The organism is Dickeya sp. ws52 (assembly GCF_007210685.1).
Classification (GTDB): Bacteria; Pseudomonadota; Gammaproteobacteria; order Enterobacterales; family Enterobacteriaceae; genus Dickeya; species Dickeya chrysanthemi.
In genome coordinates this window covers 24,521-49,235 of the sequence record NZ_SZVX01000022.1, presented here as the reverse complement: position 1 = coordinate 49,235, position 24,715 = coordinate 24,521, and the positions used below count along the sequence as shown (strand labels likewise).

25 protein-coding genes and 1 other annotated feature are annotated in these 24,715 nt (G+C 49.9%); of the genes, 13 read left to right on the top strand and 12 right to left on the bottom strand.

Annotation, left to right across the window (positions count from 1 at the left end):
• Positions 1-50: 50 nt before the first annotated feature.
• The 10 genes from kduD to FDP13_RS18305 all read left to right on the top strand — a co-directional run bounded on the left by kduD (position 51) and on the right by FDP13_RS18305 (position 11,414).
• Positions 51-812: a 2-dehydro-3-deoxy-D-gluconate 5-dehydrogenase KduD gene (gene kduD, locus FDP13_RS18350; protein ID WP_012769688.1), complete on the top strand. Its 762-nt coding sequence runs from the start codon at positions 51-53 to the stop codon at positions 810-812.
• Between the two features lie 261 nt (positions 813-1,073).
• Positions 1,074-2,705, top strand: coding sequence for a pectate disaccharide-lyase PelW (pelW, locus tag FDP13_RS18345; protein WP_012769687.1), 1,632 nt, complete (start codon positions 1,074-1,076; stop codon positions 2,703-2,705).
• Positions 2,706-2,749: 44 nt separating this feature from the next.
• A complete protein-coding gene (locus FDP13_RS18340; RefSeq protein ID WP_012769686.1) occupies positions 2,750-3,640 on the top strand; it encodes a carbohydrate ABC transporter permease in 891 nt (296 codons plus the stop codon).
• Positions 3,633-4,535 carry a carbohydrate ABC transporter permease gene (locus FDP13_RS18335; RefSeq protein WP_012769685.1) on the top strand — a complete coding sequence of 301 codons (903 nt, stop codon included), beginning with the start codon at positions 3,633-3,635 and terminating at the stop codon, positions 4,533-4,535. The genes FDP13_RS18340 and FDP13_RS18335 overlap by 8 nt, the downstream gene beginning before the upstream one ends.
• A gap of 13 nt (positions 4,536-4,548) precedes the next feature.
• Positions 4,549-5,676 (top strand): ABC transporter ATP-binding protein, encoded by a 1,128-nt coding sequence (locus tag FDP13_RS18330; RefSeq protein ID WP_143840082.1) that lies wholly within the window; start codon positions 4,549-4,551, stop codon positions 5,674-5,676.
• Between the two features lie 14 nt (positions 5,677-5,690).
• Positions 5,691-6,983: an ABC transporter substrate-binding protein gene (locus tag FDP13_RS18325; RefSeq protein ID WP_033577541.1), complete on the top strand. Its 1,293-nt coding sequence runs from the start codon at positions 5,691-5,693 to the stop codon at positions 6,981-6,983.
• 251 nt (positions 6,984-7,234) lie between these two features.
• On the top strand, positions 7,235-7,954 hold the full coding sequence (gene kdgM, locus FDP13_RS18320; protein WP_143840081.1) for an oligogalacturonate-specific porin KdgM: 720 nt from the start codon (positions 7,235-7,237) through the stop codon (positions 7,952-7,954).
• A gap of 336 nt (positions 7,955-8,290) precedes the next feature.
• Positions 8,291-9,217, top strand: a complete 927-nt coding sequence (gene paeX / locus FDP13_RS18315) for a pectin acetylesterase PaeX (RefSeq protein ID WP_370512561.1) — start codon at positions 8,291-8,293, stop codon at positions 9,215-9,217.
• Between the two features lie 84 nt (positions 9,218-9,301).
• Positions 9,302-9,880 carry a metal-dependent hydrolase gene (locus FDP13_RS18310; RefSeq protein ID WP_012769680.1) on the top strand — a complete coding sequence of 193 codons (579 nt, stop codon included), beginning with the start codon at positions 9,302-9,304 and terminating at the stop codon, positions 9,878-9,880.
• A 142-nt stretch (positions 9,881-10,022) separates the two neighbouring features.
• Positions 10,023-11,414 carry an L-cystine transporter gene (locus FDP13_RS18305; protein WP_143840080.1) on the top strand — a complete coding sequence of 464 codons (1,392 nt, stop codon included), beginning with the start codon at positions 10,023-10,025 and terminating at the stop codon, positions 11,412-11,414.
• A gap of 60 nt (positions 11,415-11,474) precedes the next feature.
• Here FDP13_RS18305 and osmE read toward each other — a convergent pair whose 3' ends face one another.
• Entirely contained in the window at positions 11,475-11,804 is a 330-nt protein-coding gene (gene osmE, locus FDP13_RS18300; RefSeq protein ID WP_012769678.1) for an osmotically-inducible lipoprotein OsmE, read from the bottom strand.
• 223 nt (positions 11,805-12,027) lie between these two features.
• On the opposite strand from osmE, the gene nadE reads away from it, so the two are divergent.
• The 3 genes from nadE (at position 12,028) to FDP13_RS18285 (ending at position 14,316) form a co-directional block, all read left to right on the top strand.
• A complete protein-coding gene (gene nadE, locus FDP13_RS18295) occupies positions 12,028-12,852 on the top strand; it encodes an ammonia-dependent NAD(+) synthetase (RefSeq protein ID WP_033577537.1) in 825 nt (274 codons plus the stop codon).
• 87 nt (positions 12,853-12,939) lie between these two features.
• Positions 12,940-13,833 carry an aromatic amino acid DMT transporter YddG gene (gene yddG, locus FDP13_RS18290; protein WP_081979818.1) on the top strand — a complete coding sequence of 298 codons (894 nt, stop codon included), beginning with the start codon at positions 12,940-12,942 and terminating at the stop codon, positions 13,831-13,833.
• 48 nt (positions 13,834-13,881) lie between these two features.
• A complete protein-coding gene (locus FDP13_RS18285) occupies positions 13,882-14,316 on the top strand; it encodes a nitrous oxide-stimulated promoter family protein (RefSeq protein WP_143840079.1) in 435 nt (144 codons plus the stop codon).
• A gap of 18 nt (positions 14,317-14,334) precedes the next feature.
• Here FDP13_RS18285 and ihfA read toward each other — a convergent pair whose 3' ends face one another.
• The 11 genes from ihfA to ogl all read right to left on the bottom strand — a co-directional run bounded on the left by ihfA (position 14,335) and on the right by ogl (position 24,531).
• Positions 14,335-14,634, bottom strand: a complete 300-nt coding sequence (ihfA, locus tag FDP13_RS18280) for an integration host factor subunit alpha (protein ID WP_012769674.1) — start codon at positions 14,632-14,634, stop codon at positions 14,335-14,337.
• Between the two features lie 3 nt (positions 14,635-14,637).
• Positions 14,638-17,025 carry a phenylalanine--tRNA ligase subunit beta gene (pheT, locus tag FDP13_RS18275; RefSeq protein ID WP_033577536.1) on the bottom strand — a complete coding sequence of 796 codons (2,388 nt, stop codon included), beginning with the start codon at positions 17,023-17,025 and terminating at the stop codon, positions 14,638-14,640.
• A 15-nt stretch (positions 17,026-17,040) separates the two neighbouring features.
• The gene (gene pheS / locus FDP13_RS18270) at positions 17,041-18,024 is read right to left on the bottom strand and encodes a phenylalanine--tRNA ligase subunit alpha (RefSeq protein WP_012769672.1); all 984 of its coding nucleotides are present in this window, start codon (positions 18,022-18,024) and stop codon (positions 17,041-17,043) included.
• A 105-nt stretch (positions 18,025-18,129) separates the two neighbouring features.
• Positions 18,130-18,254: a sequence feature (Phe leader region), on the bottom strand.
• Positions 18,204-18,248 carry a pheST operon leader peptide PheM gene (gene pheM / locus FDP13_RS18265; RefSeq protein WP_133845469.1) on the bottom strand — a complete coding sequence of 15 codons (45 nt, stop codon included), beginning with the start codon at positions 18,246-18,248 and terminating at the stop codon, positions 18,204-18,206. Its footprint overlaps the feature before it by 45 nt.
• Positions 18,255-18,414: 160 nt before the next feature.
• Positions 18,415-18,771, bottom strand: a complete 357-nt coding sequence (gene rplT / locus FDP13_RS18260; RefSeq protein ID WP_012769671.1) for a 50S ribosomal protein L20 — start codon at positions 18,769-18,771, stop codon at positions 18,415-18,417.
• Between the two features lie 43 nt (positions 18,772-18,814).
• The gene (gene rpmI, locus FDP13_RS18255; RefSeq protein ID WP_012769670.1) at positions 18,815-19,012 is read right to left on the bottom strand and encodes a 50S ribosomal protein L35; all 198 of its coding nucleotides are present in this window, start codon (positions 19,010-19,012) and stop codon (positions 18,815-18,817) included.
• 95 nt (positions 19,013-19,107) lie between these two features.
• Positions 19,108-19,650: a translation initiation factor IF-3 gene (infC, locus tag FDP13_RS18250; RefSeq protein ID WP_012769669.1), complete on the bottom strand. Its 543-nt coding sequence runs from the start codon at positions 19,648-19,650 to the stop codon at positions 19,108-19,110.
• A gap of 3 nt (positions 19,651-19,653) precedes the next feature.
• Complete coding sequence (gene thrS / locus FDP13_RS18245) at positions 19,654-21,582, bottom strand: threonine--tRNA ligase (protein ID WP_033577535.1); 1,929 nt, start codon at positions 21,580-21,582, stop codon at positions 19,654-19,656.
• Positions 21,583-21,902: 320 nt separating this feature from the next.
• Complete coding sequence (locus tag FDP13_RS18240) at positions 21,903-22,193, bottom strand: YebO family protein (protein ID WP_012769667.1); 291 nt, start codon at positions 22,191-22,193, stop codon at positions 21,903-21,905.
• 167 nt (positions 22,194-22,360) lie between these two features.
• A complete protein-coding gene (gene kdgR, locus FDP13_RS18235; RefSeq protein WP_012769666.1) occupies positions 22,361-23,152 on the bottom strand; it encodes a DNA-binding transcriptional regulator KdgR in 792 nt (263 codons plus the stop codon).
• Positions 23,153-23,364: 212 nt separating this feature from the next.
• Positions 23,365-24,531 carry an oligogalacturonate lyase gene (gene ogl, locus FDP13_RS18230; protein WP_027711949.1) on the bottom strand — a complete coding sequence of 389 codons (1,167 nt, stop codon included), beginning with the start codon at positions 24,529-24,531 and terminating at the stop codon, positions 23,365-23,367.
• Positions 24,532-24,715: the final 184 nt, after the last annotated feature.

The window sequence follows — 24,715 nt, the reverse complement described above, 5'->3', positions numbered from 1 at the left end:
ACAGTAACAAGCTCACGACAAGACATGTCGTTTACAGAGAGATTAAAGCTATGATTCTAGATTCATTCAATTTACAGGGCAAAGTGGCACTGATCACCGGCTGTGATACCGGTCTGGGTCAGGGTATGGCTGTCGGTCTGGCTGAAGCCGGCTGTGACATCGTCGGCGTCAACATTGTTGAACCGAAAGAAACCATCGAAAAAGTCACCGCCACAGGCCGTCGTTTCCTCAGCCTGACCGCTGACATGAGCGATATCTCCGGTCATGCCGCACTGGTGGAAAAAGCCGTTGCCGAGTTCGGTAAAGTGGACATTCTGGTTAACAATGCCGGTATTATCCGTCGTGAAGACGCCATCGAGTTCAGCGAAAAGAACTGGGACGATGTGATGAATCTGAACATCAAGAGCGTGTTCTTCATGTCTCAGACTGTTGCCCGTCAGTTCATCAAACAGGGTCATGGCGGTAAAATCATCAATATCGCCTCCATGCTGTCTTTCCAGGGTGGTATCCGCGTACCGTCTTACACCGCGTCTAAGAGCGCAGTCATGGGGATCACCCGCCTGCTGGCCAACGAATGGGCGAAACACAATATCAATGTCAACGCCATCGCCCCCGGCTACATGGCGACCAACAATACCCAGCAGTTGCGTGCGGATCAGGATCGCAGCAAAGAAATTCTGGACCGTATCCCGGCTGGCCGTTGGGGTCTGCCGCAAGATTTGCAGGGCCCGGCCGTGTTCCTGGCATCCAGCGCATCCGATTATGTGAACGGTTACACCATCGCTGTTGACGGCGGCTGGCTGGCTCGTTAATTTTTCTACAAAAAACACTTATGGACAAAGGCACAACTTCATGTTGTGCCTTTCTTTTATCTATCAGTAAGTTACTAAAACATCCCCGCACCAGATAGTTTCCAAATCTTCCATAAAAAATTTTCAAAACAACGTTCCGACTTTGATCACACTTTCGATATTGAGCACATGACGAAAATATAATTTGCACAATATAATCAATCAAAACAATGTTTCTATTTATAAGGAACTGTTTCCTCCAGTTCTGCAAGAAGGTAGTCCATGAGTATTTTTACTGATTTGAACACCAGCAGAAAATGGCAAATCGACCAATGGTTGTCGGCGATTAACAGCCATATTGAAAAAATTCAACAATGCGGCCACAGTCAGATCAATCCAACGCCGTTATTGGTTGACGGATTTGAGATAAAAACACAATCTCCAGTTGTCTGGCAGTTTCCCGATGGTCATGACGCACCGATATCCAACTTCGCCAGTCAGCAAAACTGGTTGAAATTATTAGTATCTATGAGCGTCGTCACAGAAACGGAAAAATATCGCCAGTCTGCTTTTTCTCAGTGCGAGTATTTTCTGGATCATTTTGTCGATGACAACAGCGGGCTTTTTTATTGGGGCGGTCATCGTTTTATTAATCTTGATACGCTGACCACCGAAGGTCCAGAATCCAAATCATTGGTGCATGAATTAAAACACCATTTGCCCTATTACGAATTTTTGTATCAGGTTAATCCGGAAAAAACCCATCATTTTATTCAGGGCTTCTGGAATGCGCATGTAGAGAATTGGGACTGCCTGGATTTAGGTCGCCATGGCGATTACGCCAGACCGCGCGATCCGCATGTCTTTCTGCATACTCGCCATGATGTGGTAGACCCTGCCAAATGGCCTGAACTGCCGTTAACCAAGGGCTTAACCTTTGTTAATGCCGGAACCGATCTGATCTACGCCGCATTCGTTTATGCTCGTCACAACGATGATGTACATGCGGCAAACTGGGGTAAGCATCTCTACCGACAGTATGTGTTGGCGCGCAACCCGGAAACCGGTATGCCGGTTTATCAATTCAGCTCGCCATTACAGCGCCAGCCTGTACCCGCCGATGACAATCAAACCCAATCCTGGTTTGGCGACCGCGCACAGCGGCAGTTCGGCCCGGAATTTGGCGCGATAGCCCGTGAGGCCAACGTACTGTTTCGCGATATGCGCCCGCTACTGATCGATAACCCGTTGGCTATGTTGGATATTTTACAGCATCATCCCGACACGGACATGCTGACCTGGGTGATCACCGGCCTGAAAAACTACTATCAGTATGCTTACGATGTCGATAGTAACAGCTTGCGGCCAATGTGGAATGACGGTCAGGACATGACCGGCTACTGCTTCAAACGTGATGGCTACTACGGTAAAGCAGGCACCATTCTGCAACCTTTCCCACTGGAAGGCGATTACCTGCTGCCATTGGTACGCGCTTGGTGCCTGAGCGATGATGACGACCTGTACACGCTGATCGTCACGATGCTCTCGCGGCTGGAGAAACAAGGTATTCATCAATCCGCCTCGCCGTTCTTGCTGTTGGCGATTACCGAGTTGGCGCAGGCCAAACAATCGGCGCAGTGGGCGGAATACGCCTGGCAGATGGCGGAAATTTTATTCAAACGCTATTTCCATCACGGTTTATTCGTACGATCAGAACATCATCGCTATGTACGACTTGACGATCCTTTCCCGGTCATTCTGCTGACGCTGATAGCCGCCTGCAGAAATAAATGGTCAGAGATACCTGCTATTTTAACTCAGGGGGGATATATTCATGGCGACTACCGTATTAATGGAGAAAGCCGAGTTATTTATGACACGGAATTTATTTACCCGGAAAAATTAATCCAATAATTTTATTTTTTACAGACTCACCATTACTAAAGTAGGTAGGCATTATGAATGAAAACAGAATGCTGGGGTTAGCTTATATCTCTCCCTATATAATAGGGTTGATAGTTTTCACTGCTTTCCCCTTTCTTTCATCATTTGTGCTCAGTTTTACTGAGTACGATTTAATGAGTCCCCCCACATTCACCGGTCTGGAAAATTACCACCGGATGTTTATGGAGGACGATCTTTTCTGGAAATCCATGGGAGTAACATTTGCTTATGTCTTTTTGACTATCCCGCTGAAACTGATTTTTGCACTGCTTATTGCGTTCGTGCTGAATTTCAAGTTACGCGGAATCGGTTTTTTCCGTACCGCTTATTACGTACCGTCGATTCTCGGCAGCAGCGTGGCTATCGCCGTACTGTGGCGCGCCTTGTTCGCCATCGACGGGTTGCTGAACAGTTTTATCGGCGTCTTTGGTTTAGATCCGGTCAACTGGCTGGGTGAACCGTCGCTGGCGCTGATGTCGGTTACCTTACTGCGTGTCTGGCAGTTCGGCTCCGCGATGGTGATCTTCCTGGCTGCCTTGCAAAACGTACCGCAATCGCAGTATGAAGCGGCGATGATCGATGGCGCATCGAAATGGCAGATGTTCCTGAAAGTCACCGTACCGCTGATTACACCGGTTATTTTCTTCAACTTTATTATGCAGACGACGCAAGCGTTTCAGGAATTTACCGCGCCCTACGTCATTACCGGTGGTGGCCCAACCCACTACACCTATCTGTTCTCGCTCTATATCTATGATACGGCCTTCAAGTATTTCGATATGGGGTACGGCGCGGCCCTGGCATGGGTGCTGTTCCTGGTGGTAGCCGTATTCGCCGCTATCTCCTTTAAATCGTCTAAATACTGGGTGTTCTATTCCGCCGATAAAGGAGGAAAAAATGGCTGATATTCATTCCCCACTGTCTGCGCAGAGTATCGCTGCGGCAGAAGTTCGCCGCACGCTGCGCCGTGAAAAAATCAATGCGGCCATCCGCTACATTATTTTGCTGTTCGTCGGCATTCTGATGCTCTACCCGTTGGCGTGGATGTTCTCTGCATCGTTCAAACCGAACCATGAGATTTTCACGACCCTCAGCCTGTGGCCGGCACACGCCACCTGGGATGGCTTTATCAACGGCTGGAAAACCGGCACTGAGTACAACTTCGGTCACTACATGATCAATACCTTCCAGTATGTGATTCCGAAAGTGGTGCTGACGGTTATCTCTTCCACCATAGTGGCTTATGGTTTTGCCCGGTTTGAAATTCCGTGGAAAAACTTTTGGTTCGCGACCCTGATCGCCACCATGTTGCTGCCAAGTACCGTGTTACTGATTCCGCAGTACATCATGTTCCGTGAAATGGGCATGTTGAACAGCTATCTGCCGTTGTATGTGCCGGTCGCATTCGCTACGCATGGGTTCTTTGTATTCATGCTGATCCAGTTCCTGCGCGGCGTACCGCGTGATATGGAAGAGGCCGCACAGATCGATGGTTGTAACTCCTGGCAGGTATTGTGGTACGTCGTCGTGCCTATTCTGAAACCGGCCATCATTTCGGTTGCGCTGTTCCAGTTCATGTGGTCAATGAACGACTTTATCGGCCCGCTGATTTACGTTTACAGCGTGGACAAATACCCGATTGCGCTGGCTCTGAAAATGTCTATCGACGTAACAGAAGGCGCACCGTGGAACGAAATTCTGGCAATGGCGAGTATCTCCATTCTGCCGTCCATCATTATTTTCTTCATGGCTCAGCGCTACTTCGTTCAGGGCGTTACCAGCAGCGGAATTAAAGGTTAATTGAGGATTTATCATGGCTGAAGTCATTTTCAACAAACTGGAAAAAGTTTACTCCAACGGTTTCAAAGCAGTTCACGGTATCGACCTGACGATCAAAGACGGCGAATTCATGGTTATCGTAGGGCCGTCTGGTTGTGCGAAATCCACCACTCTGCGCATGTTGGCCGGGCTGGAAACCATCAGCGGCGGCGAAGTTCGCATCGGCGAAAAAATCGTCAACAATCTGGCACCAAAAGATCGCGGCATCGCGATGGTGTTCCAGAACTATGCGCTCTACCCGCACATGACGGTTCGCGAAAACCTGGCCTTTGGCCTGAAACTCAGCAAGATGCCGAAAGACAAGATCGAAGCGCAAGTTAACGAAGCGGCTAAGATTCTGGAACTGGAAGAATTGATGGATCGCTTGCCGCGCCAGTTGTCCGGCGGTCAGGCGCAGCGCGTGGCTGTTGGCCGCGCCATCGTCAAAAAACCGGATGTGTTCCTGTTTGACGAACCGCTCTCCAACCTGGACGCGAAATTGCGCGCCTCAATGCGTATCCGTATCTCGGATCTGCACAAACAGTTGAAAAAGAGCGGCCATCCGGCCACCAGCGTCTACGTGACCCATGACCAGACCGAGGCCATGACGATGGGTGACCGTATTTGCGTCATGAAGCTGGGCCACATTATGCAGGTCGATACGCCGGATAATCTGTACCACTTCCCGAAAAACATGTTCGTCGCCGGGTTTATCGGCGCGCCGGAAATGAATATCAAACCCGGCAAGCTGCTGGAAGATAATGGACAGATCTCGCTGCAGGTAGGCAAATACACCATGGGTCTTAACCAGTCGAAGCAAGACAAAGTTCGCGGTTACATTGGTAAAGATATCTGCTTCGGCGTTCGCCCAGAGTATGTCACGGTATCTGAATCGCCGTTCGACGGCGGTCATTTCCAGGGTGAATTGGTGCGTGCCGAAAACATGGGCCATGAGTTCTTCATGTACATCAAGGTTGATGGATTTGAACTGACCAGCCGTATGCCGTCAGACGAAGCACGGGTGATTATCAACAATGGATTGAATCGTCAGGTGTATTTCAAGTTCGATATGGATAAATGCCATATTTTTGATGCCAAAACAGAACAAAATATCTCTCTTTAACAGGAGTATAACCGATGAAAAAAGTGATCCTACGCACATTGATTGCCTCTTCTCTTGCACTGATGGCACATCAGTCCTTTGCGGCTGAGCAAGTTGAATTGCGTATGTCATGGTGGGGCGGTAACGGTCGCCACCAGGTGACACTAAAAGCCATTGAGGAATTCCAGAAAAAATATCCGGATATCAAGGTTAAAGCGGAATACACCGGTTGGGATGGACATCTGTCTCGTTTGACCACGCAGATCGCGGGTAATACCGAGCCTGATGTAATGCAGACCAACTGGAACTGGCTGCCGATATTCTCCCGTACCGGTGATGGCTTCTACGACCTGAACAAAACGAAAGACGTGCTGGATCTGTCGCAGTTTGATGCGAAAGAACTGCAGGCGACGACGGTTGACGGCAAACTGAACGGGATTCCGATTTCCGTGACGGCCCGCGTCTTCTATTACAACACCGAAACCTGGAAGAAATCCGGCCTGACCGCCCCGAAAAACTGGGATGAACTGGTGAATGCAGGCAAAGTCTTCAAAGAAAAACTGGGCGACCAATTCTATCCGCTGGTGCTGGAGCATCAGGACTCGTTGGCGTTGCTGAATTCTTACATGGTACAGAAGTACAACATTCCGGCGGTGGACGAGAAAAACAAGAAATTCTCTTATACCGACGCGCAATGGGTAGAGTTCTTCGAGATGTACAAGAAGCTGGTTGATGGCCACGTCATGCCGTCTGCGAAATACTACGCTTCGTTCGGCAAGAGCAACATGTATGAAATGAAGCCGTGGATTGCCGGTGACTGGGGTGGCACGTACATGTGGAACTCCACCATCACCAAGTACTCCGATAACCTGCAGCCGCCGGCCAAACTGGAACTGGGTGCCTACCCCATGCTGCCGGGTGCCAAAGAAGCGGGATTATTCTTTAAACCAGCTCAGATGTTGTCTATCGGCAAGTCCAGCAAGCACCCGAAAGAAGCCGCTATGTTGATCAACTACCTGTTGAACAGTAAAGAAGGCATTCAGGCGCTGGGGCTGGAACGCGGCGTGCCGTTAAGCAAAGCAGCCGTTGCTCAGTTGCGTGCCGATGGCGTCATCAAAGACAACGACCCGTCGGTAGCGGGCCTGAACCAGGCATTGTCCTTACCGCATGAAACCAAGACATCGCCTTATTTCGACGATCCGCAAATCGTCGCCCTGTTTGGTGATGCCATTCAATATATCGATTATGGTCAGAAATCAGTGGAAGAAACCGCCAAATACTTCCAACGTCAGGCTGATCGTATTCTGAAACGCGCCATGAAAGAATAACTGCCAACTGGTTATTTCTCTAAGCCCCGTGCTCTGTGCCGGGGCTTTTTTTATTAAAAATGAAACAAACAGAATCATATTGCCGATCATCGTCACAATTTGAAATCATTTTGAAGTTATTGTGATTCTAAAAGATCAAGATCACAAAACAAAATTAAATAATCCATAAAATAGAACTCGTTCCATGAGAACACATCGTTTTTATTTTTTTTATTCTTTTTCTTTATCTGTATATCTATAGGGAAAGTACAATGAAGATTAAATTATTAACTTTGGCTGTTGCATCTCTGATTAGCGTTAATGCTCTGGCTGTATCCATCGATTATCGTCATGAAATGACGGATAACGCTAAAGTTGGTCATAAAGACCGTCTGTTAATCTCTCACCGTTTTGCGAATGGCTTTGGATTATCCTCCGAAGTAAAATGGGCTCAATCCGGCAAGGACGGTAACCCAAACAGACCATTTAGCGAACAGGTCAGCAACGGCACCGAAGTTGTCGCCAGTTACGTGTATAAATTCAACGACGTCTTTTCTATCGAACCAGGGTTTTCTTTAGAATCAGGATCTTCCAACAACAACTACCGTCCTTATCTTCGTGGCCGGGCTAATGTGACCGATGATTTGTCTGTCGCTTTACGCTATCGTCCTTATTTCAAACGTAACAGTGAGAACATCAATGATAAGGATCGTAAAAGTACGATGGACAAAGGTTATACTTTAACCGGTAATATCGACTATAACTTCCTGGATGTTTATACCCTCGGTTACGAGCTGGAATACAAGAAAGGCACCTCCGGCGAAACAGTCCTTTCTGACAACGATAATTATGACATCACCCATAGTGTGAAATTGTCTTATAAATGGGATAAGAATTGGAAACCGTATGTTGAGTTAGGCAACGTTTCTGGTTCTAAAACCACTGACGAACGTCAGACCCGTTACCGTGTAGGCGTGCAATATAGCTTCTAATCGCTGTCTGTGACGCCTGAAATAAGGCGTCAAAATGGATAATAAAAATGACTGCAATATGGAATCTTTATTATCCAGGTTAATATCCAGTGGAAATTAACCAAACCATCAATTCGTCTTTTTAAATTTCTGTGTCGATGTCCCTTCTCGGGAATCATATTATTCGCCACTTTGGGTAAACATTTTATTCTCTTCGATGAAATGTTTACCTGTTTTTTTATCTCCTTCGCCTTCATACTAGTGTTATTAATCTGACCACCCCCATCCAACCATCAACCCTGAATATATGAGTAAACTGTTATGTCATTATCAAAGATAATTGCAGGAACACTTATTATGTCTGTCAGTGGATTCAGCCTTGCCGAGACCACCTTCCCGATATGGCCGCAAGGTGAAGCACCCGGCGCCATCACGTCATCGGTACAACAGCAAGTGGTCGAGCGCAGCAAAGACCCAGCCTGGCCGGATCGCGCCGTAACGGGCATTCGCAGCCCGGAAATCACGGTTTATGTACCGGACAACCCTAATGGCACAGCGCTATTAATTACCCCTGGCGGTTCTTACCAACGCGTCGTACTGGATAAGGAAGGTAGTGATTTAGCCCCATACTTTACCCAACAAGGCTACACCTTGTTCGTCATGACCTACCGTATGCCGGCTGACGGCCATCAGGAAGGTGCCGATGCGCCGCTGGCCGATGCTCAACGAGCGATACGTACGCTGCGTTCCCATGCCACGCAGTGGCGTATTGACCCACAACGTATCGGTATTATGGGCTTCTCCGCAGGCGGGCATGTCGCCGCCAGTCTGGGTACCCGTTTTGCACAAACCGTTTATCCCGCTCAGGATGAAATCGACCACGTAAGCGCCCGCCCTGATTTTATGGTGCTGATGTACCCCGTTATCTCTATGCAGGAAAATATTGCCCACGCCGGCTCCCGCAAGGCGTTGATGGGGTCACATCCCAGTGAAGCCCAAATCGAACGTTATTCCGCAGAAAAACAAGTCAGCGCCCAAACTCCACCGACATTTTTAGTCCATGCGATTGACGACCCATCCGTATCCGTAGACAACAGTCTGGTAATGCTATCGGCATTGCGGGAGAACAAGATTCCGGCTGAAATCCATCTGTTCGAACAAGGAAAACATGGTTTCGGTATCCGTGGTACCGTCGGGCTGCCGGCCGCAGCCTGGCCGCAGCTATTGAATAACTGGATAAAATCACTGCAATTGGATAAAAAGGCGGGGGAATCAAGCAGATAAATTATCGCTGCCGACAGCAATGCACCTTCCGCCGCTGATGACAATCTCTTATACTGTATAAAATGACAGTTTTTGAGATGTTTCATGACCGCGGAAGGCCACCTCCTGTTTGCCGTAGCCAGCGCAATCTTCGCAAAAAAAGCAGAATTATCGCCTGCCCTGGCAGCAGGCGACTGGTGGCATATTATCCCAGCCGCCTTGCTGACATCCTTGTTGCCCGACATAGACCACCCGAAGTCTATTCTCGGCCAACGCCTGAAATGGATTTCCGTCCCCATTGCCAGGCTGTGTGGGCATCGTGGTTTTACGCATAGCTTGCTGGCAATCGTGATGGGTGTCTATGTCATCCGCACTAGACTGCCGGCAGACTGGCCCTTACCGGGCGATGTCTATCACGCGATGATCGTTGGGTATTTAAGCCATATCGCCGCCGATATGCTGACAACAGCGGGTGTACCGCTCTTGTGGCCTTGCCGCTGGCGCTTTCGTCTGCCTTTACTGAATAGCGACAAAGGCAATCAACTGGAACGCTTACTGTGCGTCGGGCTGATTTTGTTTATGCTATTTCAACCGCAGCAACCACTTGAATCCTGGCATTACGGCGAACCTGCACGGCGGCTACAACAGGTCGGGCAGCAGTTACATCAGTTACTGACACCTTAATAACCACCCGTTTCGTTATTCCATTCCGGACCATCCATGTTGGTTATCTCTATAACCGCGATATACAAGACCTGCTATGCTACTGCGCTGGCTACGTTTTTTCAGGCGTAGCGGTGATGAACATTAAAAAAGGAGTAGTGGGATGAATTTTCCGCTGATAATAAATGTGGTTGTTTTTGCTGTGCTGCTTTTTGCACTAGGGTATTGCGGTAATAAAAATTGGAGTCTGTCGAAAAAGGTGTTGCTGGGTCTGATAACCGGCGTCCTGTTTGGGTTGGTATTACACCTGATTTATGGCGATGACAATCCTGTCATCAAACAGTCTATTGCCTGGTTCAATATTGTCGGCAACGGCTATGTACAATTATTGCAAATGATTGTGATGCCGCTGGTGTTCGTGTCGATACTGAATTCCGTTGCCCGGCTGCATAACGCCTCCTCGCTGGGAAAAATCAGCCTGCTTACACTCGGCACATTGCTATTTACCACGCTGATCGCCGCCTTAATTGGTATTTTTGTAACCAATCTGTTTGGCCTGACCGCTTCCGGGTTGGTACAAGGCGCGCAGGAAAGTGCTCGCCTGTCGACCATTCAGAATAGCTATGCCGGCAAGGTCGCCGACCTGAACGTACCGCAGCTATTGCTGTCGTTTATCCCTAAAAATCCGTTTGCCGACCTGACCGGCGCCAACCCGACGTCTATCATCAGCGTGGTCATTTTCGCCGCGTTTCTCGGCGTTGCGGCATTGCACTTGTTAAAAGACGATGCGGTAAAAGGCGAACGCGTCCTGACAGCGATTGATACCCTGCAATCCTGGGTAATGAAACTGGTTCGGCTGGTGATGCGCCTCACACCTTATGGCGTAATGGCGCTGATGACGAAAATGGTTGCCAGCTCCAATCTGCAGGATATTCTCAAACTGGGCGGTTTTGTTGTGGCGTCCTACCTCGGTCTGGGATTGATGTTTGGCGTACATGCCCTATTGTTGGCGATGACCGGCGTGAATCCGGCCCGTTTTTATCGCAAAGTGTGGCCGGTGCTAAGTTTCGCCTTCACCAGTCGCTCCAGCGCCGCCACTATTCCGCTGAATATTGAGGCTCAGACACGCCGTATCGGTGTGCCGGAATCCATCGCCAGTTTTGCCGCCTCTTTTGGCACGACCATCGGTCAGAACGGCTGTGCCGGGCTGTACCCAGCCATGCTGGCCGTCATGGTCGCGCCGACCGTCGGCATCAACCCCTGGGATCCGATGTGGATCGCCACCCTGGCAGGCATTGTCACCCTCAGTTCCGCGGGGGTAGCCGGTGTCGGCGGCGGCGCTACCTTCGCCGCGCTAATCGTCCTGCCGGCGATGGGATTACCCGTCACACTGGTTGCCCTGTTGATTTCGATTGAGCCATTAATCGACATGGGGCGCACGGCACTCAATGTCAGTGGGTCAATGACAGCCGGCACGCTGACCAGCCAGTGGCTAAAACAAACCGATAAAGACGTGTTCAATCGGAATGACGATACGGCATTAACTCACCGTTAATCTCTGTTTCGACGTCATAAAAAATGCCGGAGTGGTTTTCCCCTCCGGCATTTTTTCCGATCAGAATTTGGGATTGGTATCGTATTCCTGGCAGCTCTGGAACCCTTTGTTCAATACATGCCCCGTCTCATCAAAGCTGACGAAATAGTACTGAATCTTACCGTCGCGGGTGCCCAGCACATAGGTATTACAGGTGCCCCGGGCATGAAGCATGGTAGCCTGTGTCGATGCCGGCCCGGCAATTCGATTCACTTCCTGGCGACTCATGCCCTTTTTCACCTCCTTCACCACCGGTTTAGTGAAGAAGTTTTCGGCACGATCGTAAGCCACACACCCAGAGAGCATCAGGGCACTTACCGCGATACACATGAATAAATTATTTTTCTTCATGGAATGACCTCATTCGCTATCGGTGCAGCTAAGACTAGATAGTCAATGCCGCTTTTTCAAATCGGCGATTCTATTTCAAGCGGCTGATCGTTGACGAAAAAGCCCCCGATCCGATGTAAATCCACCTGCTTTTTCTTGTTCTTTTGTTCCGTCGGAATTAACGTTACTCTCTGGTGATGTGGGTAATTGTTTTGACACATCAATAAGTTCAGGAGGGGTGGACATGTCATTACAGAAAGAAATTATTCGGGCTCTCGGGGTGAAAAGCACCATCGATCCAGCACAGGAAGTTCGAGTGAGCGTTGATTTTTTAAAGAATTATCTGAAGGCTCATCCATTCATCAAAAGCCTGGTCTTGGGGATCAGCGGCGGGCAGGATTCAACGTTAACCGGCAAATTATGCCAGACGGCGATTACCGAATTGCGCCAGGAAACAGGCAAAGCCGATTATCGCTTCATCGCGGTGCGCCTGCCGTATGGCGTACAAGCCGATGAGCAAGACTGCCAGGATGCAATTCAGTTTATCCAGCCGGATCAGGTGCTGACCGTCAACATCAAACCGGCGGTGGAGGCCAGTGAAGCGACGCTGAGCGCCATCGGTATTGAGCTGTCTGACTTTGTTAAGGGTAACGAAAAAGCCCGTGAGCGCATGAAAGCCCAGTACAGTATCGCGGGTATGAATGCCGGACTGGTTGTCGGTACCGATCACGCGGCGGAAGCCGTCACCGGCTTCTTCACCAAATACGGTGACGGCGGCACCGATATCAACCCGATTTTCCGCCTCAATAAACGACAGGGCAAAGCCTTGCTCAACCTGCTGGGGTGTCCATCACACCTTTATACCAAGGCCCCAACGGCTGATCTGGAAGACGATCGCCCGTCACTGCCGGATGAGACGGCACTCGGCATCACCTACGAGAAAATCGACGACTACCTGGAAGGCAAACAGCTTGAGCCGATTGATGTCGCTATCATCGAAGGTTGGTATCGCAAAACCGAGCACAAACGTCGCCCGCCGATTACCGTCTTTGATGACTTCTGGCGTTGATAGCCTTAATTTCTCCAATTTCTCCGGGCAGAGGCTACTTGGTGGCACCTGCCCGTTTTCTCGTCATGTGATAGTCGATAGCCATTAATGATGCTCATAACTCCTCGGCGTGCAACGCTGGCCGGTTTGTTGGCGATAGTACTCTGGAGCACCTCTGTTGGGGTGATTCGTAGCCTGACTGAAGCGTTGGGGGCATTAGGCGGCGCGGCCATGATTTACACCGTCAGTGCGCTCTGCCTGCTGTTGCTTGGTCACCGCCCCGTTTTCCGCTCCCATGCACGGCTCTACCTGCTGCTTGGCGGCGCCTTGTTTGTCAGCTACGAAATTTGCTTTTCGTTATCGATTGGTTTGGCGCAAAACCGCCTGCAGGCAATGGAACTGGGGATGATTAATTACCTGTGGCCCTGCCTGACCATTTTGTTTTCACTGTTTATCAATCAACAAAAAAGCCGGTTGTGGCTATGGCCGGGCCTTGCCTTGTCGATCGCGGGGATTTTATGGATCCTGAAAGGCAATGGCGAGTGGACGCCCACACTGATGTGGCGAAATATCAGCGCTAATCCGCCGGCTTATGGTATGGCGTTAGCCGCTGCTGTGGTCTGGGCATTGTACTGTAATATCTCACGCCGCTTCGGTAACGGGAAAAGCGGCATTCTGTTGTTCTTTATCACTACCGCCGTGGTTTTATGGGGGCAATATCTGCTCAGCGATGTCCCGCCGTTCTCATTTTCAACGCGAACCCTATTGGAGCTGTTATTTATTGGAGCCTCAACCGCTCTGGCCTATGCTGCGTGGGATACCGGCATTCAACGAGGCAACATGGCGTTACTGGCCACGGCTTCTTACTTTACCCCAATACTGACGACGTTGATGGCGACGCTGTGGTTGCAAACTATTCCTACATTCGCTTTTTGGCAGGGAGTAATCATGGTAACGCTGGGGTCGCTATTGTCCTGGTTGGCGACACGCGAAGTCGGTTAAGGGTTAAGCTGAGCCAGAACAAAGTTTGCCGATTAAATGGCATTTATAATGCAATTTAAAAATCATCACGGGAACACGACAATGACCTCCCCCGGTAAACGTATCCAACGCGAAATTCGTACTATTCGGGCCATGCTCGCGCTGTATGAAAGGTCATTTCCAGCGCCTGCCGATGATGCGGATTATTATGCCAGGCTGCAGGATTATGCCTTGAAACGGCTGCAAAAGTGCTATTACGGGGAAAATAAGCCAGCCTGCAAACAATGCCCGATTCATTGTTACCAACCTGCGAAACGGGAAGCCATTAAAGCTATTATGCGCTGGGCTGGACCAAGAATGCTGTTGCACCACCCCATACTGGCCATTCGACACCTGCTGGATGATCGCAAGCCTGTCCCTGCTGCACCACCGCGAGAGCGAACAGCCAGAGAACCGAAATCGCCGATACTTTCAGACGATTCTGCAAAAGGAAAAGGCCGCTAATGCGGCCTTTTTGTCAAATCAAGACTCTTTGGGTGATGCGTTTTCCACCCTACTCTTCAATTTCTGCCCTGGACGGAACGTAACGACCCGACGCGCCGTAATCGGAATATCTTCGCCGGTTTTTGGGTTACGTCCCGGGCGCTGGTTCTTGTCCCGCAAATCAAAGTTGCCAAACCCCGACAACTTAACCTGCTCACCATTTTCCAGAGCACGCCGCACTTCTTCGAAGAACAACTCGACGAGCTCTTTGGCATCCCGTTTGCTGAGCCCAAGCTTTTCAAACAGGTATTCAGACATTTCAGCTTTAGTAAGCGCCATAGGTTAATCCCTCAAGGATGCTTGGAATCGCTGTTTTAGTGCTGCTACGCATTGCGCAACGGTAGCGGCAATTTCCTCTTCTGCCAGTGTACGAGCGGTATCCTGCAATACCAGACTGATAGCCAGACTCTTATATCCTTCCGCTACGCCCTTGCCCCGGTACACGTCAAACAAGTTTACGCCAACTAACTGATTTGCGCCAACTTTCTTGCACTCGGCTAAAACATCGCCTGCCGGCACATTCTCAGCCACAACCACCGCGATATCACGACGATTCGCCGGGAAACGTGAAATGTCCGCAGCCTCAGGCAACACGCGCTCAGACAGCTTATCCCACAGCACCTCAAACACCACGGTACGGCCATTCAGGTCCAGCTTGCGTTCCAGTTCCGGATGAATCACGCCGGCATAACCGATGCGCTCGCCTGACAGATAAATTGCCGCCGTCTGCCCAGGATGCAATGCGCAATGATGCTCGGCACGGAACTCAACGGCGGACAGTTTCCCGGTTAATGCCAACACGGCTTCCAAATCGCCTTTTAAATCATAGAAGTCAACCGCCTGACGCGCCAGATCCCAATGTTCTTCGTAGCGAGTGCCTGTAATCACCCCCGCCAACATAGTTTCCTGACGGACTCCCAGATCGGCGCTTTGGTCCGGAACAAAGCGCAGACCGCTCTCAAACACACGCAGACGGCTTTGTTGACGATTTTGGTTGTACACGACCGCGCCCAGCAACCCGCTCCACAGCGACAGCCGCATAGCGGACATTTCCACCGAAATCGGGCTCGGTAACATCAGCGCGTCTTCATCAGGGTGAATCAACGACTGAATCTTGGGATCGACGAAACTGTACGTAATCGCTTCCTGAAAACCGCGATCCACCAGCAGCGTTTTCACACGTTTAAGCGTCAGGTCCGCTTCGCGATGTTGCGTCATCTTAAGCGGTGCCTGAGTAGGAATATTCGGAATGTTGTTGTAGCCGTAAACACGGGCCACTTCTTCCACCAAATCCTCCTCGATTTCCATATCGAAACGCCAGCTCGGTGCTACCGCCTGCCAGCCATCAGCGGTTTTAGTCACCTGGCAACCCAGACGGTTAAGAATATCGCTGACTTTCTCATCGGAAATTACATGGCCGATTAATCGATCCAATTTGTCACGACGCAGAGTGATGGTCGCTCGTACCGGCAAATCTTTCTCGCTGGTCACATCTACCACCGGGCCGGCATCACCGCCGCAAATATCCAGCAGCAGGCGCGTTGCACGCTCAATCGCCTGATATTGCAATGCCGGGTCAACACCACGCTCATAGCGGTGAGAGGCATCGGTATGCAAACCGTAACGACGTGCACGCCCAGTGATCGACAGCGGATTAAAATAAGCACACTCCAGCAGCACATCCTGCGTTTCGGCATTTACGCCGGAATGCTCGCCGCCGAAGATACCGCCCATTGCCAGCGCTTTTTGATGATCGGCAATCACCAGTGTGTCGGCACTCAGCGTCGCATCGGTGCCGTCCAGCAGACGCAGGGTTTCCCCTTCCTTCGCCATACGCACGACAATACCGCCTTCCAGGCGGTTAAGGTCGAACGCATGCATCGGCTGCCCCAGCTCCAGCAATACGTAGTTGGTGACATCCACCACCGGATCGATGGAGCGGATACCGCAACGACGCAGTTTTTCACGCATCCACAGCGGCGTGGCAGCCTTCACATTGATACCCTTGACCACCCGCCCCAGATAACGCGGGCACGCTTCGGTCGCATCCACTTGAATCGGGAAACGCTCGGTAATAGTAGCGCTCACCGGCTCCGTCGTAGGCGAAGTCAACGCCAGCTCATTGAGCACGGCGACATCGCGCGCCACCCCCAGGATTCCCAGGCAATCAGCACGGTTGGGCGTCACGCTGATCTCAATCGTATTGTCATCCAGCTTCAGGTATTCGCGGATGTCAGTACCTAACGGCGCATCAGACGGCAGTTCGATAATACCGCTGTGATCGTCGGAAATTCCCAGCTCGGAGAAAGAGCACAACATCCCTTCAGACGGCTCGCCACGCAGCTTGGCTGCCTTGATTTTGAAATCACCCGGTAAAACAGCGCCCACCGTGGCTACCGCCACTTTGAGGCCCTGACGGCAATTAGGCGCGCCGCAAACGATATCCAGCAAACGTTCACCGCCCACGTTGACTTTCGTCACGCGCAATTTGTCTGCATTCGGATGCTGGCCGCACTCCACCACTTCCCCAACGACCACGCCGTGGAACGCACCGGCAACCGGCTCAACGCCGTCCACTTCCAGGCCCGCCATGGTGATTTGTTCAGATAAGGCATCGCTGCTGATAGCTGGGTTAACCCATTCCCGTAACCAGAGTTCACTGAATTTCATCTTGATATTCCTGCCTTATTTAAACTGTTTGAGGAAGCGTAAATCGTTTTCGAAGAAGGCGCGCAGGTCCGTCACGCCGTAACGCAGCATGGTCAGACGTTCCATCCCCATACCGAAAGCAAAACCGGAGTATACTTCCGGGTCGATACCGACATTACGCAACACATTTGGATGCACCATGCCGCATCCCAGCACTTCAAGCCATTTGCCGTTCTTGCCCATCACATCCACTTCGGCAGACGGTTCGGTAAATGGGAAATAGGACGGGCGAAAACGCACCTGCAAATCTTCCTCAAAGAAATTACGCAGGAAATCATGCAGCGTTCCCTTCAGGTTGGTGAAGCTGATGTTTTTATCCACGATCAGCCCTTCCATCTGGTGGAACATCGGAGTATGCGTCTGATCGTAATCGTTACGGTAAACACGCCCCGGTGCGATGATGCGAATCGGCGGCTGCTGTTTTTTCATGGTGCGGATCTGCACGCCCGAAGTCTGCGTACGCAGCAGGCGGGTGGCATCGAACCAGAAAGTGTCATGATCGGCACGAGCCGGGTGGTGCCCCGGAATATTCAACGCATCGAAATTGTGGTAGTCGTCTTCGATTTCCGGGCCTGACGCCACGGCGAATCCCAGTTCACCAAAGAAAGTTTCAATGCGATCGATAGTGCGGGTAATCGGATGCAGACCGCCATTCTCCATAGTCCGCCCCGGCAGTGAGACATCAATGGTTTCTGCTGCCAGGCGGGCATTCAGCTCAGCACTTTCCAGCGTCTGCTTGCGCGCATTCAGCGCATCCTGCACCTCCTGCTTAGCCTGATTGATGACCGCACCCGCGGCAGGACGTTCTTCAGCAGGCAGCTCGCGCAGCGAGGTCATCTGAAGGGTTAAGTGACCTTTTTTGCCCAGAAACTCGACGCGCACGTTTTCCAGTGCGGCGATATCTCCAGCCTGCTCTATGGCTGTTCTGGCTTTGGCAACCAGTTCTGCGAGATGTTGCATTGCATTCCTCTTCTTCTGCCTGTACGGCCGACAATCATGATTGGAAAGATACGGTTTTCAGTGCGCCGGACGTTAACATGACCCACAGTTTCAGACATCCGGACCAATAAAAAAGCCTCCACAGAGGAGGCTTAGGCGCTACTTTTCGTTTCTCTTCTTACGCGCAAAGCCCCCGAGATTCAGGCGCTAAAGTAAAAAAAGAAACGGAAAATAGCAGTATTCATACTTGCGTTACCTTATTGTTGACTGGCTAACTGTTACCTAACCCGTTGACAATATACCAATTTCGCTTGTTCTGAAAGTCTTTCGTCTACAATAACGAAAGGTTGCAAGCATTTAACCGGCATCAAAGACGAAAAGAGGGAGACCAGCTCCCTCTTTACATCTGACTTACGCCAGAGCTGATTTCGCTTTTTCAACCAGTGCGCTGAAGGCCACTTTGTCGAATACGGCGATGTCAGCCAGAATCTTACGGTCGATTTCAACAGAGGCTTTTTTCAGGCCATTGATGAATTTGCTGTAAGACAAGCCATTCTGGCGGGCTGCTGCATTGATACGTGCAATCCACAGCTGGCGGAACTGACGCTTGCGCTGACGACGGTCACGGTAAGCGTACTGACCAGCTTTGATTACTGCCTGGAAGGCAACACGATAAACGCGCGAACGGGCACCGTAGTAACCTTTCGCTTGTTTCAGGATCTTTTTGTGACGTGCGCGAGCAACCACACCACGTTTTACGCGAGCCATATGCTCTCTCCTAAAGTCTTAATTCTGAGTTAAAAAAAGTTACTTATGCGTAAGGCAGACATGCTGCAACCAGGCCCAGATCGCCTTTGGAAACCATGGCTTTCGGACGCAGGTGACGCTTACGTTTAGTCGCTTTTTTGGTCAGAATATGACGCAGGTTAGCATGCTTACGCTTGAAACCACCGCTGGCGGTTTTTTTGAAGCGTTTAGCGGCGCCACGTACAGTTTTAATCTTTGGCATTGTTATTTCCACTTCGCATTGTTAAACAATGAATCAGATAAGGCGAACAAAACCGCGCTACACAAAGGCAACGCGGAATATGTTACTTGAATGCCTTACTGTTTCTTCTTCGGTGCCAGCACCATAATCATCTGACGCCCCTCGATCTTGCTTGGGAACGACTCGACGACAGACAATTCACTCAGATCATCACGGATGCGGTTAAGCATCTCGATGCCGATCTGCTGGTGCGCCATTTCACGTCCACGGAAACGCAGTGTGATCTTGGCTTTGTCACCATCTTCCAGAAAGCGAACCAGGTTGCGTAGTTTGACCTGATAGTCGCCATCATCGGTACCAGGCCGGAATTTGATTTCCTTAACCTGAATAACTTTTTGCTTTTTCTTCTGTTCTTTGGTGGCCTTACTCTTCTCATAGAGGAACTTGCCGTAATCCATGATTCGGCAAACCGGCGGTTCGGCGTTCGGGCTGATTTCAACTAAATCAACACCTGCTTCCTCAGCTTTCTCTAACGCTTCATTCAGGCTAACAATACCAATCTGTTCGCCATCAACGCCCGTCAGACGTACCTCTTGTGCGCGAATTTCTCTGTTGATGCGATTAGGACGCGCCGGTTGAACTCGTTTTCCGCCTTTAATACCTTATTCCTCCAACTGATGAAGACTACGGCTGCGAATTTCTTCCTGCAGCTTCGTGATTACTTCACTGACGTCCATACTTCCCAAGTCTTTGCCGCGGCGGGTGCGAACAGCTACTTTTCCTGCCTCCACCTCTTTATCGCCACAAACAAGCATATAGGGAACACGCCGTAAAGTGTGCTCGCGGATTTTAAAGCCTATCTTCTCATTTCTCAAGTCCGCTTTAACGCGAATGCCCGCATCTTGCAATTTTCTTGTCAATTCGCTGACATAATCGGACTGGCTATCCGTGATATTCATTACCACAGCCTGTACAGGCGCCAGCCAGGTCGGGAAGAAACCGGCGAACTCTTCGGTCAAAATACCGATGAAACGCTCCATTGACCCCAGAATCGCGCGGTGAATCATCACCGGAACCTGACGTTCGTTGTTTTCGCCCACATAAGAAGCGCTTAGACGGCCCGGCAATGAAAAATCAAGCTGTACAGTACCACACTGCCAGGCGCGATCCAGGCAGTCATGCAGCGTAAATTCGATTTTCGGCCCGTAAAATGCACCCTCTCCCGGTTGATACTCAAACGGGAGGCCGTTTTCAGTCAGTGCTGCGGCCAGATCTTCTTCCGCCCGATCCCACGTTTCATCGCTGCCGATACGTTTTTCAGGACGTGTTGACAGTTTCACCACGATTTTTTCAAAACCGAAGGTGCTATACATATCGTAGACCATCTTGATGCAGTTATTCACTTCATCACGTACTTGATCTTCGGTACAGAAGATATGGGCGTCATCCTGCGTAAAACCGCGTACGCGCATCAACCCATGCAGAGAACCTGACGGTTCATTACGGTGGCAACTGCCGAACTCCGCCATACGCAACGGCAGGTCACGGTAGGATTTCAGCCCCTGATTGAAAATCTGTACATGGCCTGGGCAGTTCATCGGTTTGATGCAATATTCACGGTTTTCTGATGACGTCGTGAACATCGCTTCTTTGTAGTTCTCCCAGTGCCCTGTTTTTTCCCACAGCACGCGGTCCATCATGAACGGACCTTTTACTTCCTGATACTGGTACTCTTTGAGCTTCATGCGCACAAACGCTTCCAGCTCGCGGAAAATCGTCCAGCCGTCGTTGTGCCAGAACACCATACCCGGCGCCTCTTCCTGCATATGATACAGGTCCAGTTGCTTACCGATTTTACGGTGATCACGTTTAGCGGCTTCTTCAAGACGCTGTAGGTAGGCACTTAACTGTTTCTTGTCTGCCCAGGCGGTGCCATAAATACGCTGCAGCATTTTGTTTTTGCTGTCGCCGCGCCAATAAGCGCCTGATGTTTTTTGCAGTTTGAAATGATGACAGAAGCGCATGTTCGGTACGTGCGGCCCACGGCACATATCGATATATTCTTCGTGGTGGTACAGCCCTGGACGATCGTCTCGGCTAATATTTTCATCAAGAATCGCCACCTTGTAGCTTTCGCCACGCGCCGTAAACGTATCACGCGCTTCCTGCCAACTGACTTTTTTCTTGACGACGTCGTAGTCTTTGCTCGCCAGCTCATGCATCCGCTTTTCAAGCAGTTCCAGGTCTTCCTGCGTCAACGTGCGATCCAGGTCAACGTCATAATAGAAACCATTGTCGATCACCGGGCCAATCGCCATTTTTGTATCAGGCCACAATTGCTTGATGGCATGACCCAGCAAGTGCGCACAGGAATGACGAATAATCTCCATCCCCTCTTCATCTTTGGCGGTGATGATCGACAGTTGCGCATCAGACTCAATCACATCAACGGCATCGACCAGCTCGCCATTAACCCGACCGGCGATACAAGCTTTTGCCAGACCTGGGCCGATATCCAGCGCGACATCAAGAGGAGAAACAGCATGGTCATAATGACGCTGGTTGCCGTCAGGAAGCGTAATAACAGGCATGTAAATTCCCTTATCTGCAGTGGTGAGCCACACGAAAGCTCACGTGCAAAAGATAATTGCGTTTGATTTAGATGGTCGGAGGAAAAGGATTTAACCCACAATTGTTAAATCAGTTTCGCCCTGTTGACAGGCAACATGGCAAGGCACCGTGCGACAGTTCAGCAAGATGGGCCATGCTTAACCCGACGGCGTAGAGTAGCACCATGCACCAGGGGATGCTACCCATCAGCTCAAAACAGGCGGCAAATTAACACGTAACGTACAGAATAACCTGTAGTTTGTCTCGAGCGCACTCACGCCAATCGACGCAGAACGTGCAGTCACCGTTCAGGGATCATATCCTTGAATAAGGCTTCCACCTCATTTTCTTTGGTTTCCGGCAATGTAGCAGGCTGCTCAGGCAGGGGCTCTGCGTCTTGTGCCGTCATCGGCACCAAAGATTGTAATAATGCGATCTGTTGTTTCTGTTGTTCAACAATCTCGTGCAGCAGTTTTATCTGCTCATTGGCCCGTACACTGGCCCGATTGATAAAGAACCAAACCAGAATCACCAGCAATACAATCAGAGCGACAAAAACCACTTCCAGCATGTCTGAAGCAAAACTACTCATGTCTAAAACCTGTTACATAACTTGACTCAGGCGCGCATTCTAGCACTGTGCCGCCAGAAAATTCGACACTAAATACCGTAATTCTGCCCTCCTGAGCCGGGTTTAGCGCATAAAAAAGCCTGTCGCAAGGACAGGCTCATTGCAGAATACCTCGACCACCGCCCATATCAGAACGGGTAATCGTGATATCCCATTTGATCAGAGATATTACGCGCCGCCGTATGCAACATGGCAACATACTCATGCTTATTATCTTCTGAAAAACGAATCGTCGGAAAAGAAATACTTAACCCGGCAATCACCACGCCAAAACGGTCAAACACCGGAACGGCAATACAACGCAAGCCTTCTTCCTGCTCTTCGTTGTCTTCGCCGAACCCTTGCTGACGAACCAGATCAAGTTGAGGCAACAGCTCTTCCGTATCAGCGATGGTGTGCACAGTGCTGCGCTTGAACTCCACATGGGATAGAATTTCTCTGACCTCATCACGATCACGCCAGGCCAGCAACACTTTGCCTATCGCCGTACTGTGCAACGGATTCCGACGCCCAATACGCGAATACATACGCAGGTTGTACATAGAATCAATTTTATGGATATAAACGATGCTATCTTCATCCAGTGCGCCAAGGTGGATAGTTTCACGAGTCAGCGCCGATAACTCGCGCATCTGAATATCCGCACTACGGATCAGATCAACGTTTTGCAGCGCTTTAGCGCCCAGCTCAAACAATTTCAACGTCAGCGAATATTTCTCTGACTCACCTTCCTGAGCAACATATCCCAGAGATTTCATCGTCTGTAGGAAACGATAAACAGTACTTTTAGACATCATTACGCGCTGTGAAAGTTCAGTAATGCCAATTTCACGCTCTTCGCCTAATGCCTGTAAAATACCAAAAACCTTTAAGACTGATGACACGGAATCGGGTTGTTTATCTAAATCTGCAATAGCCATTTTGGTGGTTACCCTACTCAGTATTTTTTGTTTTAAAAAAAATAGAACACTTGTTTTAGTATAAAGGGAACGCTTTGAACATGGCAATCGGGCATTACTATTACTGGCAATCTGCTTAACATTTGTCCATCACAATAGTACTGCCTGATTAATAGTCTTATTGTAAAAGCGAAAAAAAACCGCGCCCTTCATGGGCACGGCTGCAGGTACGGTTATTGCCACACGGAATCAGGCACTTTAGCCAGATACAACGCCGGCTTACCATCGACATCAGACGTAAACAGAATATGTTTATCATCCGGTGTGAAAGATGGATGCGGATGCGTTACCTGACGGTCACCTTCCAACACTTCCCATGAAGTATTATGTTGCGCAACCTGGAAATGTTTCCCGGTCTTCATGTTGAACACATACAGGAAAGGATCGTTCTCGATTTTGTAGCCACCGTCATCTTTCACGTCTACCGGTGCGTTACAACCATCCCCAACCATCAGAGAGCCATCATAGTTACTCATCAAGTGGGAACAAGGCGGCATCTCTGTCAACTGACGGTTTTCCAGCGTAACGGGGTCAACGCTGCAAATGAAACGGTTAGTGCTGCCTTTCAGGTAAGAAACATAAGCCAGCGCAGAGCCATTCGGCACCCAGAATTCATGAGTACAGCTTTCCCCCGGCGCATGTTCTTTCACTTTGCGCATATTGGTGCCGTCTTCATTGATAAACCACATGCGGGCATCAACCAAATCATGTGGGCCTTCATGGCAGAACGCGACCGTATTGTCATCGCCAGGACGATAAATAGGATGACCCAACCACTGTTTTTCCTGCAGAATCGTCGTCGCTTCACCGGTTTTCAGGTCAATACGAATCAAACGGCAGCATGGATTGGTAAAATAGAACTCCTGGAATTTTTTCCAGTCGGTCAATGGTTTCCAATCCTCTTTCTTGATCTCGATACCCACCATCTTGGTGCAATCAGAGTTGGCAACCCAAGTACCGTACCCAACCCAATCATCCGGTACCTGATAAATATTGGTTTCTTCCAGTGTATTAAGATCAACGCGCATCAAGTTACGGACATTCTTCACATAATAAAGCGCATCGTCATTTGGAGACAGGAAGCCGCCAAACGTATTGTCACCTGTACCTTCGGTCAGCTGAGTGGCTTGCTGCGTTTTCAGATCTAACAAGTAATAGTTCCACGGCCCATCAAATGCACCACCAAACAGCAGCTTGCTACCATCATTGGAAAAACATTTCTGATAGAAGTAGTTGCGGTGGCAGATGACATCGGGAGGGGTGAGACGCACCACTTCGGTGCCGGTGACTGAATCCTGGTAGGTATGGAACGTAAAAGAAAGCTTTTTACCTTTGGCCATCCGTAAATCCTTAGCGCTTATCGTGAAAAATCAGACGCTGCCAGATGAAAGATACCTGTCATCCCGGCAATCGCCTTGTTATACCAGTATTGTAGAAACAATGTTTCACTTTTCCGTGATCATGGTTTTATTTTATAAAACATTCTTTCTCTTTTCACGGACTGTTTGCGTTAGCGCAAGATTA

Bases quoted from the DNA above. Each gene is read 5' to 3' on its own strand.
- kduD (WP_012769688.1), top strand. From the start codon at position 51: ATGATTCTAGATTCATTCAATTTACAGGGCAAAGTGGCACTGATCACC.
- pelW (WP_012769687.1), top strand. From the start codon at position 1,074: ATGAGTATTTTTACTGATTTGAACACCAGCAGAAAATGGCAAATCGAC.
- FDP13_RS18340 (WP_012769686.1), top strand. From the start codon at position 2,750: ATGAATGAAAACAGAATGCTGGGGTTAGCTTATATCTCTCCCTATATA.
- FDP13_RS18335 (WP_012769685.1), top strand. From the start codon at position 3,633: ATGGCTGATATTCATTCCCCACTGTCTGCGCAGAGTATCGCTGCGGCA.
- FDP13_RS18330 (WP_143840082.1), top strand. From the start codon at position 4,549: ATGGCTGAAGTCATTTTCAACAAACTGGAAAAAGTTTACTCCAACGGT.
- FDP13_RS18325 (WP_033577541.1), top strand. From the start codon at position 5,691: ATGAAAAAAGTGATCCTACGCACATTGATTGCCTCTTCTCTTGCACTG.
- kdgM (WP_143840081.1), top strand. From the start codon at position 7,235: ATGAAGATTAAATTATTAACTTTGGCTGTTGCATCTCTGATTAGCGTT.
- paeX (WP_370512561.1), top strand. From the start codon at position 8,291: ATGTCTGTCAGTGGATTCAGCCTTGCCGAGACCACCTTCCCGATATGG.
- FDP13_RS18310 (WP_012769680.1), top strand. From the start codon at position 9,302: ATGACCGCGGAAGGCCACCTCCTGTTTGCCGTAGCCAGCGCAATCTTC.
- FDP13_RS18305 (WP_143840080.1), top strand. From the start codon at position 10,023: ATGAATTTTCCGCTGATAATAAATGTGGTTGTTTTTGCTGTGCTGCTT.
- osmE (WP_012769678.1), bottom strand. From the start codon at position 11,804: ATGAAGAAAAATAATTTATTCATGTGTATCGCGGTAAGTGCCCTGATG.
- nadE (WP_033577537.1), top strand. From the start codon at position 12,028: ATGTCATTACAGAAAGAAATTATTCGGGCTCTCGGGGTGAAAAGCACC.
- yddG (WP_081979818.1), top strand. From the start codon at position 12,940: ATGATGCTCATAACTCCTCGGCGTGCAACGCTGGCCGGTTTGTTGGCG.
- FDP13_RS18285 (WP_143840079.1), top strand. From the start codon at position 13,882: ATGCAATTTAAAAATCATCACGGGAACACGACAATGACCTCCCCCGGT.
- ihfA (WP_012769674.1), bottom strand. From the start codon at position 14,634: ATGGCGCTTACTAAAGCTGAAATGTCTGAATACCTGTTTGAAAAGCTT.
- pheT (WP_033577536.1), bottom strand. From the start codon at position 17,025: ATGAAATTCAGTGAACTCTGGTTACGGGAATGGGTTAACCCAGCTATC.
- pheS (WP_012769672.1), bottom strand. From the start codon at position 18,024: ATGCAACATCTCGCAGAACTGGTTGCCAAAGCCAGAACAGCCATAGAG.
- rplT (WP_012769671.1), bottom strand. From the start codon at position 18,771: ATGGCTCGCGTAAAACGTGGTGTGGTTGCTCGCGCACGTCACAAAAAG.
- rpmI (WP_012769670.1), bottom strand. From the start codon at position 19,012: ATGCCAAAGATTAAAACTGTACGTGGCGCCGCTAAACGCTTCAAAAAA.
- thrS (WP_033577535.1), bottom strand. From the start codon at position 21,582: ATGCCTGTTATTACGCTTCCTGACGGCAACCAGCGTCATTATGACCAT.
- FDP13_RS18240 (WP_012769667.1), bottom strand. From the start codon at position 22,193: ATGAGTAGTTTTGCTTCAGACATGCTGGAAGTGGTTTTTGTCGCTCTG.
- kdgR (WP_012769666.1), bottom strand. From the start codon at position 23,152: ATGGCTATTGCAGATTTAGATAAACAACCCGATTCCGTGTCATCAGTC.
- ogl (WP_027711949.1), bottom strand. From the start codon at position 24,531: ATGGCCAAAGGTAAAAAGCTTTCTTTTACGTTCCATACCTACCAGGAT.